General features: G+C 70.4%; 17 protein-coding genes and 1 riboswitch. Of the genes, 10 read left to right on the top strand and 7 right to left on the bottom strand.

The features are described from left to right. Positions 1-96: 96 nt before the first annotated feature. From ACNNMR_RS25290 to ACNNMR_RS25300, 3 genes are all read left to right on the top strand, one after another. On the top strand, positions 97-1623 hold the full coding sequence (locus ACNNMR_RS25290) for a potassium/proton antiporter (protein ID WP_419996972.1): 1527 nt from the start codon (positions 97-99) through the stop codon (positions 1621-1623). An 85-nt stretch (positions 1624-1708) separates the two neighbouring features. After that, positions 1709-2350 carry a superoxide dismutase gene (locus ACNNMR_RS25295; RefSeq protein WP_420000460.1) on the top strand — a complete coding sequence of 214 codons (642 nt, stop codon included), beginning with the start codon at positions 1709-1711 and terminating at the stop codon, positions 2348-2350. Positions 2351-2460: 110 nt separating this feature from the next. Next, a complete protein-coding gene (locus ACNNMR_RS25300) occupies positions 2461-3330 on the top strand; it encodes a L,D-transpeptidase (protein WP_419996973.1) in 870 nt (289 codons plus the stop codon). Here the strand turns inward: ACNNMR_RS25300 and ACNNMR_RS25305 are convergent. From ACNNMR_RS25305 to ACNNMR_RS25315, 3 genes are read right to left on the bottom strand one after another with little or no spacing between them, the layout of a single operon-like run. Continuing rightward, complete coding sequence (locus tag ACNNMR_RS25305; protein ID WP_419996974.1) at positions 3306-4415, bottom strand: HTTM domain-containing protein; 1110 nt, start codon at positions 4413-4415, stop codon at positions 3306-3308. The two genes, ACNNMR_RS25300 and ACNNMR_RS25305, sit on opposite strands and share 25 nt — an antisense overlap. Beyond that, a complete protein-coding gene (locus tag ACNNMR_RS25310) occupies positions 4412-5026 on the bottom strand; it encodes a DUF5819 family protein (protein WP_419996975.1) in 615 nt (204 codons plus the stop codon). Before ACNNMR_RS25310 ends, ACNNMR_RS25305 begins: the two co-directional genes overlap by 4 nt. A gap of 58 nt (positions 5027-5084) precedes the next feature. Further along, positions 5085-5900: an SDR family NAD(P)-dependent oxidoreductase gene (locus ACNNMR_RS25315; protein ID WP_419996976.1), complete on the bottom strand. Its 816-nt coding sequence runs from the start codon at positions 5898-5900 to the stop codon at positions 5085-5087. A 62-nt stretch (positions 5901-5962) separates the two neighbouring features. On the opposite strand from ACNNMR_RS25315, the gene ACNNMR_RS25320 reads away from it, so the two are divergent. Beyond that, positions 5963-6508 carry a GNAT family N-acetyltransferase gene (locus ACNNMR_RS25320; protein WP_419996977.1) on the top strand — a complete coding sequence of 182 codons (546 nt, stop codon included), beginning with the start codon at positions 5963-5965 and terminating at the stop codon, positions 6506-6508. 132 nt (positions 6509-6640) lie between these two features. On the opposite strand, the gene ACNNMR_RS25325 is transcribed toward ACNNMR_RS25320, so the two are convergent. Beyond that, positions 6641-7636 carry a GNAT family N-acetyltransferase gene (locus tag ACNNMR_RS25325; RefSeq protein ID WP_419996978.1) on the bottom strand — a complete coding sequence of 332 codons (996 nt, stop codon included), beginning with the start codon at positions 7634-7636 and terminating at the stop codon, positions 6641-6643. Between the two features lie 195 nt (positions 7637-7831). Here ACNNMR_RS25325 and ACNNMR_RS25330 point away from each other — a divergent pair, with 195 nt between their 5' ends. Continuing rightward, positions 7832-8230 carry a hypothetical protein gene (locus ACNNMR_RS25330; RefSeq protein WP_419996979.1) on the top strand — a complete coding sequence of 133 codons (399 nt, stop codon included), beginning with the start codon at positions 7832-7834 and terminating at the stop codon, positions 8228-8230. On the opposite strand, the gene ACNNMR_RS25335 is transcribed toward ACNNMR_RS25330, so the two are convergent. Then, positions 8220-9254: a DUF3533 domain-containing protein gene (locus tag ACNNMR_RS25335; RefSeq protein WP_419996980.1), complete on the bottom strand. Its 1035-nt coding sequence runs from the start codon at positions 9252-9254 to the stop codon at positions 8220-8222. The genes ACNNMR_RS25330 and ACNNMR_RS25335 overlap by 11 nt on opposite strands. A gap of 122 nt (positions 9255-9376) precedes the next feature. Between ACNNMR_RS25335 and ACNNMR_RS25340 the strand changes: the two genes are divergently transcribed. After that, a complete protein-coding gene (locus ACNNMR_RS25340) occupies positions 9377-9898 on the top strand; it encodes a ferritin-like domain-containing protein (protein ID WP_419996981.1) in 522 nt (173 codons plus the stop codon). 12 nt (positions 9899-9910) lie between these two features. On the opposite strand, the gene ACNNMR_RS25345 is transcribed toward ACNNMR_RS25340, so the two are convergent. After that, entirely contained in the window at positions 9911-12193 is a 2283-nt protein-coding gene (locus tag ACNNMR_RS25345) for a lysylphosphatidylglycerol synthase domain-containing protein (RefSeq protein ID WP_419996982.1), read from the bottom strand. Positions 12194-12304: 111 nt separating this feature from the next. Between ACNNMR_RS25345 and ACNNMR_RS25350 the strand changes: the two genes are divergently transcribed. The 4 genes from ACNNMR_RS25350 to ACNNMR_RS25365 all read left to right on the top strand — a co-directional run bounded on the left by ACNNMR_RS25350 (position 12305) and on the right by ACNNMR_RS25365 (position 16833). After that, on the top strand, positions 12305-13438 hold the full coding sequence (locus ACNNMR_RS25350; protein ID WP_419996983.1) for a PP2C family protein-serine/threonine phosphatase: 1134 nt from the start codon (positions 12305-12307) through the stop codon (positions 13436-13438). Positions 13439-13706: 268 nt separating this feature from the next. Continuing rightward, positions 13707-13858, top strand: a riboswitch (cyclic di-AMP (ydaO/yuaA leader). Between the two features lie 11 nt (positions 13859-13869). Further along, a complete protein-coding gene (locus tag ACNNMR_RS25355; RefSeq protein WP_419996984.1) occupies positions 13870-14976 on the top strand; it encodes a M23 family metallopeptidase in 1107 nt (368 codons plus the stop codon). A 343-nt stretch (positions 14977-15319) separates the two neighbouring features. Beyond that, the gene (locus ACNNMR_RS25360; RefSeq protein ID WP_419996985.1) at positions 15320-15886 is read left to right on the top strand and encodes an RNA polymerase sigma factor; all 567 of its coding nucleotides are present in this window, start codon (positions 15320-15322) and stop codon (positions 15884-15886) included. Continuing rightward, positions 15883-16833 carry a hypothetical protein gene (locus ACNNMR_RS25365; protein ID WP_419996986.1) on the top strand — a complete coding sequence of 317 codons (951 nt, stop codon included), beginning with the start codon at positions 15883-15885 and terminating at the stop codon, positions 16831-16833. Before ACNNMR_RS25360 ends, ACNNMR_RS25365 begins: the two co-directional genes overlap by 4 nt. Positions 16834-17223: 390 nt before the next feature. Here the strand turns inward: ACNNMR_RS25365 and ACNNMR_RS25370 are convergent, their stop codons facing one another. After that, positions 17224-18432, bottom strand: coding sequence for an IS256 family transposase (locus ACNNMR_RS25370; RefSeq protein WP_420000461.1), 1209 nt, complete (start codon positions 18430-18432; stop codon positions 17224-17226). Positions 18433-18483: the final 51 nt, after the last annotated feature.

The following is an 18483-nucleotide window of genomic DNA, read 5'->3' on the forward strand; positions in this document are numbered from 1 at the left end:
TATTCCACGTACGAAATGGGTGTCAGCACCGATGCCGATGAACCCGAGTCAAGGGACGGTAAAGGCCACCTCGCGCCACAGGAGAAGCGCTCACAGATGACGCTGCAGCAGCTCTACTTCAGCCTGCTGATCGGCGGCGTGGTCCTGCTGGCCAGCATCGCCGCCGCCCGTATGGCCAACCGGCTCGGCCTGCCCAGCCTGCTGCTCTTCCTCGGCATCGGCATCGTGACCGGCGAGGACGTCCTCGGCCTGGACTTCGACAACGCCCAACTCGCCCAGTCCCTGGGCACCGCGGCCCTGGCCGTCATCCTTGTGGACGGCGGCCTGACCACCCCGTGGAAGGACGTCAGGAAGCTCCTGGCACCCGCCGGGGTGCTGGCCACCTGCGGCGTGGCGATCTCCGTGGCCGTCACCGCCACGGGCGCTCACCTGCTGCTGGGCATGGACTGGCACCTGTCCCTGCTGCTGGGCGCCATCGTCTCCTCCACCGACGCGGCCGCGGTCTTCGCCGTACTGCGCGCACTGCCGCTGCCGCAGAAGGTCTCCGGCCTGCTGGAAGCCGAATCGGGCTTCAACGACGCCCCCACCATCATCCTCGTCCTGGTCTTCAGCACCGCCGCCGACGGCTTCCCCGACCCGGCCGCCATCGCCGGCAACGTGCTCTACCAGCTCGCCATCGGCGGCACCCTCGGCCTGCTCATCGGCCGCCTCGGCGTCGCCGCGCTACGCCACATCGCGCTGCCCGCCACCGGCCTGTACCCCCTGGCCACGGTCGGCTTCGGCATCATCGCCTTCGCCGCCGGCGGCGCCGCGGGCGCCAGCGGCATCATCGCCGCCTACCTGGCGGGCCTGGTCCTGGGCAACTCCAAACTGCCCCACCGCGCCGCCACCCTGTCCTTCGCCGAGGGCGCCGGCTGGCTGGCGCAGATCGGCCTGTTCGTCATGCTCGGCCTGCTCGTCACGCCCAGCACCCTGCCCTCGGCCATCCTGCCCGCGCTCGGCGCCGGACTGATCCTGCTGCTGCTCGCCCGGCCGCTGTCCGTACTGGCCTGCCTGCTGCCCTTCCGCGTCCCCTGGCGCGAACAGGCCTTCATCTCCTGGGCCGGTCTGCGCGGCGCCGTGCCCATCGTGCTGGCCACGTTCCCGATCGTCGCCGAGGTCGACGGCGCCGGGCACCTGCTCAACATCGTCTTCGTGCTCGTCGTCATCTTCACCCTGGTCCAGGGCCCCGCCCTGCCGTACGTCGCCCGCACCCTCGGCCTGACCAGACCCGGCGCGTTGCGGGACGTACACATCGAAACCGCCCCGCTCGACGTCCTCGACGCCGACCTGCTCACCATCACCATCCCGGCCGGCTCCCGGCTGCACGGCGTCGCCATCTTCGAACTCCGCCTGCCCCCGCCCACCGTCATCACCCTCATCGTCCGAGGCGGCACCAGCCTGGTCCCCGACCGCGACACCGTCCTGCGCGCCGGCGACGAACTCCTCCTCGTCACCACCCCACAGACCCGCAACGCCACCGAACGCCGCCTCCTGGCCATCGGCCGCCGCGGCAAGCTGGCCCGCTGGCTCGGCGAACACGGCAACCCGGAGCCGCAGGAAGAACCCATCCGCCGGTCCTAGGACCTATGCCTTATCGGCGCCCGCCACCTGTTGCTGTTAGCGTGCAACTGCACATCAGTGGCAATAATGTCGGAGGATGTTGAACATGGCGGTCTACTCGCTCCCGGAGCTCCCCTACGACTACGCGGCGCTCGAACCGGTCATCAACCCGCTGATCGTTGAGCTGCATCACGACAAGCACCACGCGGCCTACGTGAAGGGCGCGAACGACACCCTTGAGCAGCTCGCGGAGGCGCGGGACAAGGAGCAGTGGGGCTCGATCAACGGCCTGGAGAAGAATCTGGCCTTCCACCTTTCCGGCCACATCCTGCACTCCATCTACTGGCACAACATGACCGGCGACGGCGGCGGCGAGCCGCTGGCGCAGGACGGCGTGGGCGACCTGGCGGATGCGATCACCGAGTCCTTCGGCTCGTTCGCCGGCTTCAAGGGGCAGCTCACCAAGGCCGCCGCCACCACCCAGGGCTCCGGCTGGGGCGTGCTCGCGTACGAGCCGGTGAGCGGCCGCCTGATCGTCGAGCAGGTCTACGACCACCAGGGCAATGTCGGTCAGGGATCCACCCCGATCCTGGTCTTCGACGCCTGGGAGCACGCCTTCTACCTGCAGTACAAGAACCAGAAGGTCGACTTCATCGACGCCATGTGGGCCGTTGTCAACTGGCAGGACGTGGCCAGGCGTTACGCGGCCGCCAAGGAGCGTGGCGACAGCCTGCTGCTCGCCCCGTGACGAGGGCCGCGTAGCGGGCGGGGGGACACGCCGGATCCCGGGCTAAAGAGGATGAAAAGCGGCATATCTGGCATACAACTACTCCGGTAGGACCCCCGAGAGGAGTTGTGATGCCCGGAGCATCCCACGTGTCCCCCGCCCTCACCGGCCTGCTGCTGGCCGGCCTGCTGTTCTCAGGCGCCGCCGCCCCGGCCGCCCACGCCCAGCAGCAGCCGCCCGGCGGCGGCAGCAGCGACCGGTTCGCGTACGCGGACACCCCGGACCAGGGCACGATCGCCCCGGAGATCCCCCGCGGCCGCGCCCGCCTGGAGAGCGCCCAGCGGGCCCCCGAGCCGCTGCCGGTGCTGCCGGACATCGAGGCGGAGCCGCCGGGGGAGGCGGGCAAGCACGCGCCGTTCTGCACGCGGCAGTCCGGCCCGTACCAGAAGCAGGTCGAGCGCTATCTGGGGCTGGCCGTGGACGGCAAGCAGTCGAAGGCGGACTGCAAGGCGATCCAGGCCTTCCAGAAGAAGGCGGACATCTGGCCGGACGCCGGCTACGCGGGCCCCGTCACCCATGGCGAGCTCTTCCTGCCGACGATCCGCAAGAACCCCAACAAGGACGGCAGGTGCCGGACGGGTGCCGCCCGCGTCGTCTGCGTAGATATGACCCGGCAGGTGCTGTGGGTGCAGAAGGGCAAGAAGGTGCTGTTCGGGCCGGTCCCGATCCGCACCGGCAGGCCGGGTTACGAGACCAGGACCGGGCTGCACCGCATCTACTGGCGGCACAAGGACCACCAGTCGTCGCTGTACGACGCCCCGATGCCGTACAGCCAGTTCTTCGACGGCGGCCAGGCGCTGCACGGCACGTACTCGAGCGTCTACAAGCCGCCCGGCTCGCACGGCTGCGTCAACCTCCGCTTCGCCGAGTCCAAGGCGCTGTGGAAGGTGCTGAAGAAGGGCGACCGGGTGCACGTCTACGGGCGGCGCCCGGTGGGCTGAGTCGCGGGCTGCGACTCCAGCCGCGGCTGGCCCGGCACCGTCACGGGGGGCGGTGCCGGGCGCGAGCCTTCCGGGCTGCGCAGCAGCCGCACATAGCGCGCGGCACCGCGCCAGAAGCTGTCCGGCAGGAACACCAGATCCCCGATGATCATGATGACGGAGAACTGGAAGACCCCCATCGTCACGATGATCCCGAGGTGCGTGCCCAGCATCACCAGCAGCCAGCAGTACTTCACCGTGCGGTTCAGCACCGCCAGCGGGAAGAGCAGCTGCGAGAAGACGGTGACGTACGCGAGGAGCGCCAGCGGGACGAGGTGTCCCGGGCCCGCCAGCCATTCGTTCAGCGCCGGGAACGGCTGCAGCCAGCTGACGTGCAGGATGTAGTAGAGGGCGGTGCCCTCCTGCCACTTCAGGCCCATCACCTTCACGAGCGCGGCGGCGCAGTAGATCATCATGACCTGCGCGGCGAAGACGCCGAGGGCGCCGTTGTGGAGGAGGGTGACGAGGCGGCGGCGGAGCTCCTCGTTCTCGGACCACTGCTTGGGTACGTCCCGCTTCCGCGCCCGCCGCGCGTCCAGCGACCAGCGGCGGCCCGACGCCATGAAGGCCGCGTAGAACGTCAGCAGCATGATGGCCATGTCGCCGCCGTCGGTGACCTGCCAGGAGCGGGTGTACACCGCCATCACGCAGCAGGTCTGCGCGACCGCCAGCGCCCGGGTGTGCCAGCCCGCCATGAACAGCAGCGAGACGACGATCGCGAGCAGGTAGAACGCCTGGAACCAGACCTCGCTGTCCGTGATGATCACCGAGTACAGGGCGTCGACCCACCCGGGCCACCCGTAATTCTGCAGCCACTGCTCGGCGAGCTCCGGCGACCAGGGCGAACCCGGCCCCCACAGCAGGTCGTTGTACGGGTACTCGCGCAGCAGATACAGCGCGTACAGGCCGCCGAGCCCGATCCGGATGGCCGCCGCCGAGTACAGCGCGAGCGGCTCCAGCGTCATCCGGCGGAGGAAGTCGACCGGCCGGTCGAGGAGGGCGAGCAGGTCGCCGCCGCCGGTCTTCGCGAGGTCGCGGATGGTCATACGCCCCACCACGGCAGCCGCGTCGTCTCCCAGGGCTGGGTCTTGTTCATGGCGTTGTGCGGCGGGACGTGCTGCTGCCGCACCCTGATCTGGATCTTGCTGAAGTCCTGGTAGCCGAGGTCCGTCATCCGCTGCACGGCGACATTGCGGGCGTACGCGAACCGGATCGCCTCGGCCTCATTGCGCGGGCCCTTCGCCGGCTTCAGGCCCTGCAGGCCGTCCCAGGTGCGGCGGAGCACGTTGGTGTGCTGGCGGCTGGTGACCGGATTGCCGCGGATGTGCGCGTCGTCGGCGGCGGTGAGGTTGTGCCAGCGGCTGGTGCGCGCACCGTCGCGTACGCGCACCTCGAAGGCCCGATTGGTGGCCACCGGCTCCGGCGCGAACATCTTCCAGCCCTGCTCGAACCACGGATAGATCCACCAGTTGACCTGGCGCATCGCATGGTCCTTGAGGATGTTCGGCGGCGAGATCGCCAGGAAGACCATGGCCAGGTGGTACGCGGCGAGCACGCACACCGCGGCCACGCCGGAGGCGAGCACCTTCGACCGCCACGGCCGCAGGGGCGTGCCGCGCGGCGCCAGGGGAGCGGTGTCCTTGACGGTGGCTGACATGGGGCAAAAGCTGCCAGATAGCGTCAGGGTGGGCACGCGTGACGCGCGCCAGAGTGCCTCAGTGCACCGAAAGGCCGCCGTCCACAAAGAGCGCATGCCCGGTCACGTACGCCGAAGCCGCGCTCGCGAGGAAGACCGCGGCGCCCGCGAAGTCGTCCGCGAGGCCGTTGCGGCCGATGAGCGTACGGGCGGCGAGCGCCGCCACCTTCTCCGGGTCGGACGACAGCCGCTGGTTCAGCGGGGTCATGACGAAGCCGGGGACGAGGGTGTTGACGGTGACGCCGTGCGGCGACCAGGCCTCAGCCTGCGAGCGGGCGAGGGATTCGAGAGCGCCCTTGGACACCCCGTACGCGCCGCTCTGCACAAAGGCCCGGTGGGCCTGCTGCGAGGTGATGTGGATGATCCGCCCGTAGCCGCGCTCGGCCATCCCCGGGCCGAAGCGCTCGCCGAGGAGGAAGGGGGCCTCCAGATTCACCGCCATCGTGGCGTCCCAGACGTCGTCGCTCAGCTCGCCCATCGGCGGCCGGAGGTTGATGCCGGCCGAGTTGACCACGATGTCCGGCTCGCCGAACGGCTCGACCGCCGCCTCCGCCGCCGCCCGTACGCCCGCGCGCGTGCTCAGATCCCCGCTGACCCAGGCCGCCCTGCAGCCCCCCTTGTCTCCGGGCGCCGTCAGCTCGTCCACGGTCGCCGCGAGCTCGGCCTCCTTGCGCGCCACGACCACCACGGCCGCGCCCGCGCGGGCCAGCGCGCCGGTGATGGCCCGGCCGATGCCGGAGCTGCCGCCGGTCACTAGGGCTACGCGGCCTTCCAGGGAGAAGAGGTCCGAGAGGTAGTTCTGCGGCGTCGTAGAGGGCGTCCCACCGGTTGTCATACGGCGCACTCTACGCCCAGTTATTCTGCGGTATCCGACCAGGTCAGGGAGGCCTCCCAGTCATGAGTAACGGCACCGCGTCACCGTTCCCCGAGCAGCTGCGGCTCACCGGCGAGGGCCTCGTGCTCCGCGACTGGACCGAGGCGGACCTGGCCCCGATGATCGACCTCTTCGACCACCCCGACATCGCGTACTGGACCCCGATCGTCTCCCCCTTCGACGCCGCCGCGGCCCAGGTCCGCCTCGACCGCGCCCGGCAGCTGCGCGCCGAGGGCTCGTCGATCCTGCTCGCCATCACCACCGACGGCGGCGCCGCGCTCGGCGAGGGGATGCTACGGCGCGCCCCCGAGGGCTGGGAGATCGGTTACGCGGTCGGCCCCGCGCACCGCGGTCAGGGCCTTGCGGTACGGACGGTGCGGGTGCTCGCGGAGTACGCCTTCACGCAGCTCGGCGCGGACCAGGTGATCCTGGAGCTGGAGGCGGAGAACGCCGCGAGTGTCGCGGTCGCGACCAAGGCCGGCTTCCGGCTGCTGGACGTGCCGCTGATCGACGGCGAGGAGAAGGGGCGCGCCATCCGGCTGCAGACGTGGGGCCTTGACCGCCCCTGAACGGCTTATTGCGAAGCACTTGCAACAACAACACCGATGCATCAGTATCGGAGACAGCGGTGTCGGGCACGTCCAGAGGCTCCGGGCCACTTCTCGTGATCGCAACCCAGTGCCACCCGCCCGGCACCGCACTCAGCCCGGGCGCTCCACCGCCAGCTGGTAGACGTAGCTACGGCGGTACGAGCGGAAGCCCAGCTGCTCGTTGACCGCGAGCATGTGGTCGTTGGCGCCCGCGTTGTCCGTCTCGATCTCGGCCACCCCCGGATGCTCGTCGTGGACCCGGCGCAACATCTCCGCCTTCACCCACACCCCGAGCCCGTGGCCGCGATGCGCGGGCACGACCGCGGTGTCGTACTGCTGCGCCCGGCGGCCGCCGTCGCCCGGGACGGCCAGCTCCGTATAGCCCGCGACATCGCGGTCGTGCACCGCCGCCACGGTGAGCAGCCGGTCCCCGCGGGCGGCGACGGCGTCGGCCATGGCGCGCAGGCGGTCGGGGGTCCAGGTGATACGGGTGTCATCGCTACCCGGCATGTCATTCATCGCGTCCTTGGCCGCCGCGAACGACTCCGCCAGCGCATCCGGCACCGGCCCGTCCCAGCCGGTGAGCTCGTAACCGGGCCGCGTATTCGTCACCAACTCGTCGAGCCAGGCGCGATGCACATCGCTCAGCGGCAGCAGCAGATGATGCAGCACCAGCTCCCGGGCGAACCCGCGGCGCAGGCAGAAGACATCGCCGGCGGACTGCTCGGGCACGGTGCCGACCAGGCTGCCGCGCCCCTCGGCCACCACCGCGGCGGTGACCTCGCGCAGCAGCGCCGTGCCGATGCCGCGGCGGCGGTGGTCGGGGTGGACGTGCAGCTCGATCTCGGCCAGGTGGTCGCGTCCCTGCTGGTCGATCAGCCTTGCGGAGGCGACAGCCGCAGCCTCTTCACCCGTATCCGCGAGCCACGTCAGCATGCGGGCCCCGGCGCCCGGCTCGGCCAGCCGCGCCAGCAGCCGCTGCCGGGACGGCACCGGCTCCTCGGGCAGGTCGGCGGCGAGTGAGGCCTGTACCACCGCACACCACGCGTCTTGATCATCACGAGTGCGTACGGACGTGATCGACACCGGGGTGCTGGCGGGACTCATGGGACCACGATCGGCGCGGCCCGGGGCCGTCGGCAATGCCCAATTCGGCAACGCGCCATTAGCGCCCGGTTATCGATCCCAACTCGGTCATTAGCCAGCGGTTATGGCCCGTTGCCGAATCCGTCGTTGTTCGCGGTGGGCGGCCCGGCGGAGGCTCAAGTCACGCCTTGACCCGTCGACGAGAGGCAGCCGCAGATGACCGTCATATCCATGCCGGAACGCCCCTACGCCACCTCCGGCATCACCGTCCGCCGCGTGCCGGACGTCGTGTCCGCCACCGTGCAGGCCGTACGCGCCGCGCTCCACCACCACCGCCCGGTCGCCGTGATCGCGGCCGACGCCGAGGTGGAGCAGCTCAGCTGCGCGCTCTGGAACGCCGAGATCGCCCTCAGCGGCGTGACCGTGCTGTCCGCCACCCCCGCGCCCGGCAAGAGCACCCGCTACGACCACGTGGTGCTCGTCGAGCCGGCCGCCATCGCCGAATCGGGCCCGCGCGGCCTGCACTGCCTGCAGGCGGTGGCGACCTGCGCGGTCTCCCGGCTCGACGTGCTGCATGCGCGGCCGCTGCCGTCCGGGGCGGACTTCATCTGCTGAGGGGCTCCTTGTGACGCAGCGCCGACAGCACCAGCGTGAGCACCGCCCCGGCCACCGCCCACGCGCCCAGGACCAGCAGCGGACCCGTCATCGCCCGGCCGCCGAAGTACGCGATCGACCGCGCCGCCCACGTACCCGCCCCGGGGATCAGCGCCGGCCCGATGTCCCGCCAGAACGGCGGCAGCAGCGGATACGGATACGCGCCGCCCGCACTCGGATTGCCCGCGATCACGATCACCAGCACGGTCAGCCCGATGCCGATCACCCCGAAGGCGCCCTGGAACGCGAACGTCGTCGCACCCGCCGCGAACACCACCAACGCGCCCAGCCCCCACAGCCCGACCACGCTGCCGGGCAGCGCCCCCAGCACCGGACCGATCACCACCGCGCCGAGCAGCCCGAGAGTCAGCGCGTACACCGCCAGCACCAGCAGCCGGATCACGGCCCGCCGCGGATACGCGGGCCGCGACCCGAAGCTCACCGCCAGGATCGCCGCGCACAGATACCCGCCCACGCACCAGCCGACGACCAGGTAGAAGGCGGACAGGCCGCGGGCGTCGCGGTTCTCGACCGGGACGACGTCGACGACCTTCAGCTCGCGCTTCTCGGCCTTCTCCACCTCGCCGACGACCACATGCAGCGCGTCCGCGAGCGACGAGCCGCCGCCGCTCGCGACCAGCAGCTCATCCGTCTTGCCGCCGAGCGGGTTGACCACCAGCGCCCCGTCGATCTTGCGGTCCTTCAGCTGCCGCTCCGCCTCGTCGACCGAGCCGACCGGGCGCGGGCTCAGCGGATGCCCGGGCAGCCGGGCCAGCTTGCCCACCAGTTCGCCCCTGGCCTCCTTCGGCGCCACCACCCCGAACGTGACGTCCTTCGGCTTCGGATCGTGGAAGGCACCCGCGTACGAGGCGATGAACAGCACCCCGAGCGCCAGCACCCCGAGCACCAGCAGCGCGGACCGCGGCCCCACCGCGTCCTTGACCTCGGCGAGGAAGCTGGGCTGGGTGGGGCTCCCGTTACTCATGGGTCCAGGGTCGGGCGGCGGCCCGTGGACCGCAGGGCGGGAGCCGCGCGGTGTGCTCCAGTCGGGTGGGGAGGTGCGCGGCGCTGTCCCGAGTGCGGCCCGGGATCGGGTGGAGTGGCCGTATGGCTGACTTCTTGACTGACGTGCAGACCCTCCGCGACAAGGCCCGCGACGACATCATGAAGGGCCCGGTGACCGCCTCGTACGGCACCGATGTGGACAAGGTCATCGAGCTGCTGAACACCGCCCTCGCCACCGAGCTGGTCTGCGTGCTGCGCTACCGGCAGCACCACTTCGCGGCCAAGGGCCTGGACGCGGAGCCGGTGGCCACGGAGTTCATGGAGCACTCCCAGGAGGAGCAGGCGCACGCCGACCAGCTCGCCGCCCGCATCACCCAGCTCGGCGGCACCCCGGAGATGGATCCGGCGAAGGTGGCCGGGCGGGCGCACTCGGAGTACGTCGCCTCCGACGACCTCACGGAGATGATCCGCGAGAACCTGGTCGCCGAGCGGATCGCCATCGAGTCGTACACCGAGATGATCAACTGGATCGGCACCGCGGACCCCACCACCCGGCGGGTGCTGGAGGAGGTCCTGGCGAAGGAAGAGGAGCACGCGGACGACCTGCTGAGCTTCCTGGAGTAGGCACACCGCTGCTCATACGGCATTCCGCCGCTGCAGCCACGTCGTCGCCACCCACCCCGGCAGGATCGGCAGCCAGAACGTGAGCAGCCGGAAGAGCATCACCGCCGAGAACGCCGTCGCCCCCGACACCCCGGTCGCCGCCGCCAGACCCCCGGACAGCACCGCCTCAACGGCCCCGAGCCCCCCGGGCGTCGGCACCACCGAGCCCGCCGACTTCCCGATCAGATAGACCACCGCCACCGTCGCGAACGACACCGGCCGGTCGTGCTCGAAGGCCCGTACCGACGCCCACAGAGCCAGGCTCCCGGCCAGCGGCAGCAGAAACGCCCCACCGACCCCGACCGCCAGCCGCCACGGCTTGCGCAGCAGCTCCAGCATCGCCGGCACCACCCCGGCGAACCACGGCCGCACCTTCTCCGTAACGAACCGCCGCAGCCGCGGCACCGCCGCCACCACCACCGCGATCACGGCCACCACCAGCAGCACCGTGATGATCACCGACGACGGCGGCAGCCCGGTCCCGTGCGACGACCCGGAGATCGACCCCAGCAGCATCAGCAGCAGCACGAACGCCAGCAGCGCCACCACCTGCGACACCGCCATGCTCGTCACCGCGACGCCGGCGGGCACCCCGGCCCGCTGCAGAAACCGGGTGTTGATCGCGATGCTGCCGACCGCCCCCGGCGTCACCAGGCTGATGAACGAGGCGGCGAGCTGCGTCAGCAGCACCCGTACCGCCGGCAGCCGCTGCGCCACGAACCCGGCGATCCCCATCGCCGCGGCCACATACGTCACCGCCGTCGCCGCCAGCGCCAGCAGCGCCCACTGCCACGACATCCCGGTGAACATCGACGCCAGCGACCGCCCGGCGAACTGCCCGATCAGGAAGTACACCGCGATCGCCCCGCCGAGCCCGGACAGGATCGTCCGCGGCCGCAGCCGCTCAATCGCAGCCCCCTTCAACGCCGCCCTGGGCTCGGGCGCGGCCGGCGCCAGCTCGTCGACCTGCTTGCCGATCTCGTCGAGCAGGCCCTTGTGCTTTCTCAGCTCGGTACGGGTCTCATGGCTGAACACCGCCGGCCGCAGCAGCGGCTTCAGCGCGGCCAGCCGCTCGTCCCCGATGGCGGCCCGGGCGGCGGCCACGGCGCGTACCGGATCGGTCAGCATCGCGGAGGTGAGCAGCAGCTCGGCGTCGTCCAGCAGCAGCTGCAGGTCGGCGGCGGCGACGCTGCCGGCTTCGAGGCGGGTCACCCAGACCGCGCCGTCCTCGCCTACGAGGAATGCCCCGGCCGACAGCCGCCGGTGGCTGATGTGGTGCCGGTGCAGCTCGGCGACGGTCTCCCAGATCTTGTGGAGCAGTTCGTCGGTGGGCGCCTCCCCCTCCCCCTCCTCCTCCGTGAGCGGCCGCGCGTCCGGATGCTCGTACCCGAGCAGCACAGCATCCGGGCTCAGCTTGCGCACCAGCAGCAATCGCGGCGTGCGGATGCCCGAGTCGCGCACCGCCAGCGACAGCAGCGTCCGCTGCTCCACCGCGGCCTGCAGCGAGCCGAGAAAGCCCTCGCTGCGCGCCGCCCTGCGCACCCGCAGCCACTGGTACAGCCGGTAGCCGAGCCCGGCCGTCGCCCGGTCCCGGTCGAGTACGACGACATCCAGGTCGCCGGGCCCGTAACCCTCCTCGGCGAGCGCCCCCTCGATATCGGCGTCCGTCGGCCTGAGCTCCACGCTGCCGCGTAGCCACCGCACCCCGAACGCCACCGCCCGGCCCAGCGCGAACGACGCCACCACCCCGATCAGCGTCGCGTCATGCCCGGCCAGCGCGGCGGCCGCGGTCACGACGAGGCCGGTCCAGGCGGCGTTGCGCAGCCAGAGCCGGTCGCCGAAGCCGACGAGGGTGATGAAGGCGACGACACAGGCGATGTAGAGGTGCAGCGGCGCGACCTCGCGGCCGGTCCCCGGCACCTCGGCGACCGCCTCCCGCAGCGCCTCCGGGCCGGGCCCCAGCACCAGCAGATTGATCCCGAAGGCGGCCAGATACGTGATCAGCGCCGCCAGCACCCCGTCGGTGACCAGCCGCCCCTCGCGCCGCAGCAGCCGCTCGGTGGCGGCCGCGATGGGCGCGAGAGCCATCACCACCCCGGACGCGAAGACGATCGGCCCGATCAGCAGCCCGGGCGCGGCCCGTACCAGCACGGCCCCGCCGAGCAGCGCGGCGACCACCGCGACGTCGAACAGGAACCGGGCCCGGTCGACCGGCCGGCGCACGACGCGGGGTGTCGAGGAGGGTGCAGTGGCCACACTCCACGCTCGCCCTTGCCGGGGTGCGCGGCCAGCCGGGACGCGGATACGGGTGACCCGGCTGGCGGTCATCCACTCGCCGCACCCCCGAGCCCGGGCGAGGGTAAAGGGGTGCGGAAGAGAGGAGGTGACGGACCCACTGGCGATGCCGGCGATCTGACGCCGCTCCGCCTGATCCTGCAGGTGCTGCCGCCGATCCTCATCGTCGCCGGCGCGATCTTCTACCGGATAACCCCGCCCGGCCTCACCGCCTCCCCCTTCTTCGCCGCCGCACCGCTCATCGCCGCGCCCCTCTACACGCTGCGCGGCACCATCGCCGTGGTCGTCGCCACCCTCGCCACCGACATCGGTCTCGACGTGTGGAACGGCACCGCCGTCCAGCCCGACGCGATCACCGAGATGTCGACGACCTCCGTCATCGGCCTCATCGCCATCATCGTCAACCGCCTCTCCACCCGCGCCGACCGCCGCCTCGCCTCCGCCCGCTACGTCTCCGAGACCGCCCAGCGCGCCGTCCTCCCCACCCCCGAGGACCGCATCGGCGGCCTGAACGTCGCCGCCCGCTACATCGCCGCCGACGCCGACGCCCGCATCGGCGGCGACCTGTACGCCGTCCAGGACACCCCGTACGGCGTCCGTGCCATCGTCGGCGACGTACGCGGCAAGGGGCTCGGCGCGGTGGAGGCGGTGGCCGTGGTGATCGGCGCGTTCCGGGAGGCGGCGGAGCAGGAGCCGGACCAGGCCGGCCTCGCCGCCCGGCTGGACGCGGCGCTGCTGCGGGAGGGCGTGCGGCGGGAGGGACTTGACCGCTTCGAGGGTTTTACGACGGCGGTGCTGGCGGAGTTCACCAAGGGCAGCTCCGTTCTCCGGGTGGTGAACCGCGGCCACCCCGCCCCCCTCGTCCTCCACGCCGACGGCTCCGTACACAAGGTGGAGCCCGAGGAGGCCTCCCTGCCCCTCGGCGTCACCGAACTCGGCCACTGGCCGGACGAAACGGTCGAGGTGGACTTCCCGCCCGGCGCCACCCTCGTGCTGTTCACCGACGGCGTCACCGAGGCGCGGGACCGGCGCGGGTGCTTCTACGACCCGTACGAGCGGCTGGGCGGTCGGATCTTCCGCGGGCCCGAGGAGTTGCTCGACGGCCTCATAGAGGATGTGGCCCGGCACACCGGCGGGCTCACCGCGGACGACACGGCGCTGCTCGCGATATCACGCACCGTGACGGATCACCCGCCCTCCGCATAACAAGTACCGCACGATCGTTTAACGGCCGTGACCTACTTCTAGCCATCGGTGGCGGCAACTTGTCCGCTTCTGCCGCCTGATATCCGTAACGTCATTGTCAGATGGCTGAGTCAATCCCCTGAACGACTTGGAATCAGACCCCTCTCTCTACTAGCGTTCGATAACGCAGCGCGGTCGTCACTGCCGCCGCAAGAGGCGGCACCGTGCGCCGTCGCCGAATCCCGTAAGTGAAACAACTGCAGAAGCTGCGAACGCCAGATCAACAACAGCAAGACCAGCACCATGCATTGCGACACCGAGGGAACCGGGGAACCAACTTCCTTGGGGTGAATCGGACAGCCTCCCGCCAGAGGCCGCCCGTAGGAGACCTTCCTGCTCCGAACCCGTCAGCTAACCCGGTAGGCGAGAAGGAAGGAAAGGAGTACGCCCGCGTGGCGTCCTATAGGCGTGGCCCCGGTCCCGAGGCTCAGTACGACCCTTACGAGCCGGGCCCGTACGGCTATGACGAGGGATACAGCGACGGTCCCTACGAAGACTGGGACCCCGGTTACGACGACGGCTTCCGCCCGTCGTCCCGCCGCCGTCGTCCTGCCAAGCAGCGCGGCTCGATGGCGCGCAGCGGTGCGGTCCTCGGCGTCGGTGTCATAGCGGCGGTCGGCGCGGGATCCTCCATATCCCAGGCGCAGTCCAAGCCCCCGGTCGCGATATCCATGCCGGACATGGGCCCGGTCTCCGACGTCGCGGGCAAGGTCAACGACAGCCTCCCGGACGCCGAATCCCTCCCGGGCGTCGGCGACCTGATGCCGTCGCAGGAGGACGAGGGTCCGGCCCCCGGCACCAAGACCACCACCCCCTTCACCCAGGCCGGCCTCAGCAGCGAAGAGGTCGCCTCCGGCGAGGCCAACTCCGGCGAGGCGCTGCGCGCCCGCATCATGGAGCAGGCCGAGGCGCAGCAGGCGCAGGCCGACGAGAAGGAACGCGTCGCCATGCAGGCCTCGGCGGCGCAGAAGGCCACCGAAGAGGCCGAGGCGGCCAAGAAGAAGGAACTCGCGGAGAAGAAGAAGGCCGCGATCGAGGCCAAGCGCAAGGCCGAGGAAGAGGCCCGCCGCAAGGCGGAGGCGGAGCGCCTGCGCAAGCTGGCGGCGTCGTACATCGTCCCGGTCTCGAACTACACGTTGACCGCCACCTTCGGCGAGACCAGCTCCCACTGGGCCACCACCCACACCGGCCAGGACTTCGCCGCCCCCACCGGCACCCCGATCAAGGCCCTGCACTCCGGCACCATCACGGAGTCCGGCTGGGCGGGTTCGTACGGCTACCGCACCATCCTGACGCTCGACGACGGTACGGAGATCTGGTACTGCCACCAGTCCTCCATCATCAAGACCAGCGGCAAGGTCACGACCGGCGACGTCATCGGCCGCGTAGGCGCGACCGGCAACGTCACCGGCCCCCACCTCCACCTCGAAGTCCGCCCGGGCGGCGGCGACCCGGTCGACCCGATGCCGTGGCTGCGCAAGAACGGCGTGGGGATCTGACGACCGGGCCGCACACCCGTCCGTCCCACTGAGGAACGGCGCGACACCGGAGCAACTTCCCCCGCTTGGCTCCGGTGGGCGGCAGCTCAACGCTGCCTGAACGGCGGCAGGCGGGACGGGCTTCACCCCTGTCCCGCCCGCCGACCACCCCCGCAACACCCCCGTCCCCCGCTGGCGCTTCCCCGCGCCCCCAGAAACCGCCGGCGGCCCTGGTGGCCTACCCCCCGACACCAGGGCCGTCGGCTTCTGCATACGTCTTTGGACGCTCTCCCCGAACGCTCCCCGCCCCAGAATGCAAGTAGGGGTGAGGCCGCCGTGGTGGCGGCTGTTGGAGGGGAGTGGCATGGATGACAGCACCGACGACCACCTGTTGGCCCGCTCCGTAAGCGACCCATCGGCCTTCGAGCCCCTGGTGGACCGGCATTCCACCGCGCTGCACGGCTATCTCGCGCGCCGGGCTCCCGCGGCGGCCGACGATCTGCTATCGGAGGTGTGGTTACGGGCCTTCGCAGGCCGTCGCGCGTACGTGGCCGCCCGCGGCTCGACGAGAGCCTGGCTCTTCGGCATAGCGCGGAACGTACTGGTGCAACACTGGCAACAGACGGCTCGCGGCGCGCACCGTCTCACAGGCGGGTCTTCGCCGGGCGACCCGTGGGAGGCGGTGGACGCCCGCCTGGACGCGGCGGCGATGGCCCCACGGCTCCGCCGCAGCCTCGCCGAATTGCCTGCGGTGGAACGCGAACTACTCCTGCTGGTGGCCTGGGAACAACTCACGCCAACGGAAGCAGCCGCCGTAGTCGGCATCCCCGCCGGCACCGCCCGCTCCCGGCTGCACCGGGCCCGCACACGGCTCCGCGCGGAGCTGTCCGGCATCGCAATTCTCACTCCGCTGACGGGAGAACTCTCATGACGACGACGAGTAAGGACGTACTCGACTTTCCGGGCGCAGCGGAACTGGTGACGGCGGGGGAGGTGGCGCCGCCGCGAGGGGAGGTGGTCGAGGCGGCACGGATGGCGGTGCGTGAGGAGGCGGTTGGGGAGGAACCCAGGCAGCGCTTGGGCAGCCGAGGCCGATTGATCGCTGCTGCGATCACGGTGGCGGCGGTGGCCGCGGGAGCGGCAGCGATCCCGGTGATCAGCCTGGACGGGTCCAACACTCCGGCGAACAGCGCAGCAGCGGCAGACTTCCTCAACTCCGCAGCCGACAACGCGGCATCACAGCCGCCGGGCACGGGCCCGTACTGGAAGATCACCACAAAGGAACGAACCGCGGACGGCACATACCGCACAGAAACCCACATCCTGAGCCCAACGGCGATAGGGAAGAAGCGAGCCCCAAACGGCAAGGAACTGCTCTGGAAGGTAGGCGACAAGCAGCTCAACTGGTCCGCCCTGAAGCAGCTCCCCACAACCCCGAAGGCCCTACGCAGGGAGCTCGCAGCAGGAGCTACAGGCAAAGCAGCAGACCGCCAAGTAATCCAGCAGGCAACGCACTTACTGGAGTTCTCCCCGGCAAGCCCCAGGACCCGCGCCACCCTGTACCGCGTCATCGCCCGCACCCCAGGCCTGGACCTGGTAGGCAAGACCCGCGACACCGAGGGCAGACCGGGCATCGAGGTGACCTGGAAACAACGCCCCTTGAGAGGCGAGGGCCTCCACACGGACCCCCACTGGATCATCAACCAGCGGACGGGCCAACTCCTGGAGACCCGCCACACCGCAGCGGCCTCCTTCGACGCCTCGACCTGCAAACCCTCGAAGGGCGTAGACGAGGAATGCCCCCCGTCGGTGAAGCGGGGCGCCCTGACCGACAGCGCGACGTACCTCTTCAACGGCCCGGTGACGAAGGCGCCTTAACAGAAACGGGGGAGGTGAGCCTGCGGGACGCCGAGCAACAAGCCGGCGTCCCGCAGCCACGCCCAGACGTCCGCCGCCTCTGTAGCCGCCACGCAGCCCGCCCTCAAAGTCACCCGTGCTGGACCCCGGCCGCCGAGGAGGAATTGCCCTACAAGTTGCGACGGGAGTTGCTCCGAGGCCCAGCACAGATCACGGAGACTACTGACAGCGGGCGAGCCCCCCGTCACCCAATCCCCACCCAGCGGAAACGTCCCCCCGCATGCGGCCTGCACCTATACACGCAAACACCCCTACCCACGCCACCCGATCCAGCGACGACGAGTACGAACGTGGACGATCGAGTCGAGTCGAGTGGGTGTGTCAAGTAAACGGCTGATCTTGGTTGTTGAGTTATCGCTGGTCGGTGGGGGTGAGGCGGCCGTCGAAGGCGATCTGGAACGCGTTCAGCGGCGCCTTCCAGCGCATCGTCCAGCGGCGTCGCCCCTTGCCGGTCGGGTCCAGGCTCATCAGCGCCATGTAGACGCACTTCAACGCGGCGGCCTCGGACGGGAAGTGCCCGCGGGCCCGGACCGCCTTGCGGATGCGGGCGTTCACGCTCTCGATCGCGTTCGTGCTGCAGATGACCTTGCGGATCTCGACGTCGAAGGACAAGAAGGGCACCATTTCTGCCCAGGCGTCGGACCACAGCTTGATCACGGCCGGATACTTGCCGCCCCACTTCCCGGAGAATTCCAGGAACCGCTCGGTTGCGGCGGCCTCGCTCGGCGCGGTGTAAACGGGCTTGAGATCCTTGGCGACCTTGTCCCAGTCCTGGCGAGCGCAGTAACGGATGCTGTTGCGAATCAAGTGAACGATGCACGTCTGCACCACAGTGCAGGGCCAGACGGTCTCGACCGCGTCGGGCAGGCCCTTCAGGCCGTCGCAGACAAGCATCAGGACGTCTTCGACTCCGCGATTCTTCAGCTCGGTGAAGACCTGGAGCCAGTGCTTGGCGCCCTCACCGCCGTCGCCGGCCCAGATCCCGAGAATGTCCCGGGTGCCCTCGACGGTCACGGCCATCGCCACGTAGATGGGCCGATTAGCGACCTTACCATCGCGAATCTTCACGTTGATGGCGTCCACGAACACGACCGGATAGACACGATCGAGCGGGCGGGCCTGCCATTCCGCCATGCCCTCCATCACCGCGTCGGTGATCGTGGAGATCGTCTGCTTGGACACCTCCGCCCCGTACACCTCGGCCAGATGAGCCGATATCTCCCCGTGCGTGAGGCCCTTCGCAGACAGCGACAGCACCATCTCGTCCACGCCGGTCAGCCGCCGCTGCCGCTTCCTGACGATCTGCGGCTCGAACGTGCCGGCGGTGTCACGGGGCACCTTCACCTCGACCGGTCCGACGTCGGTCAGCACCGTCTTCGACCGAGTGCCATTGCGGGAGTTGCCGCTGTTGCGGCCGGCCGCGTCGTGCTTGTCATAGCCGACGTGATCGGTGATCTCGCCCTCCAGGGCGGACTCCAACACGCGCTTGGTCAACTGCTGCAGCAGCCCGCCCTCCCCGGTCAGCTGCAGCCCGTCGGAGCGGGCACGATCGACCAGCATCGCGACCAACTGCTCGTCCGACACCGCCCCCGCGGCCGACTCAACGACCGG

It is taken from the genome of Streptomyces boninensis (assembly GCF_048572725.1).
In the GTDB taxonomy this organism is placed as follows: Bacteria; Actinomycetota; Actinomycetes; order Streptomycetales; family Streptomycetaceae; genus Streptomyces; species Streptomyces boninensis.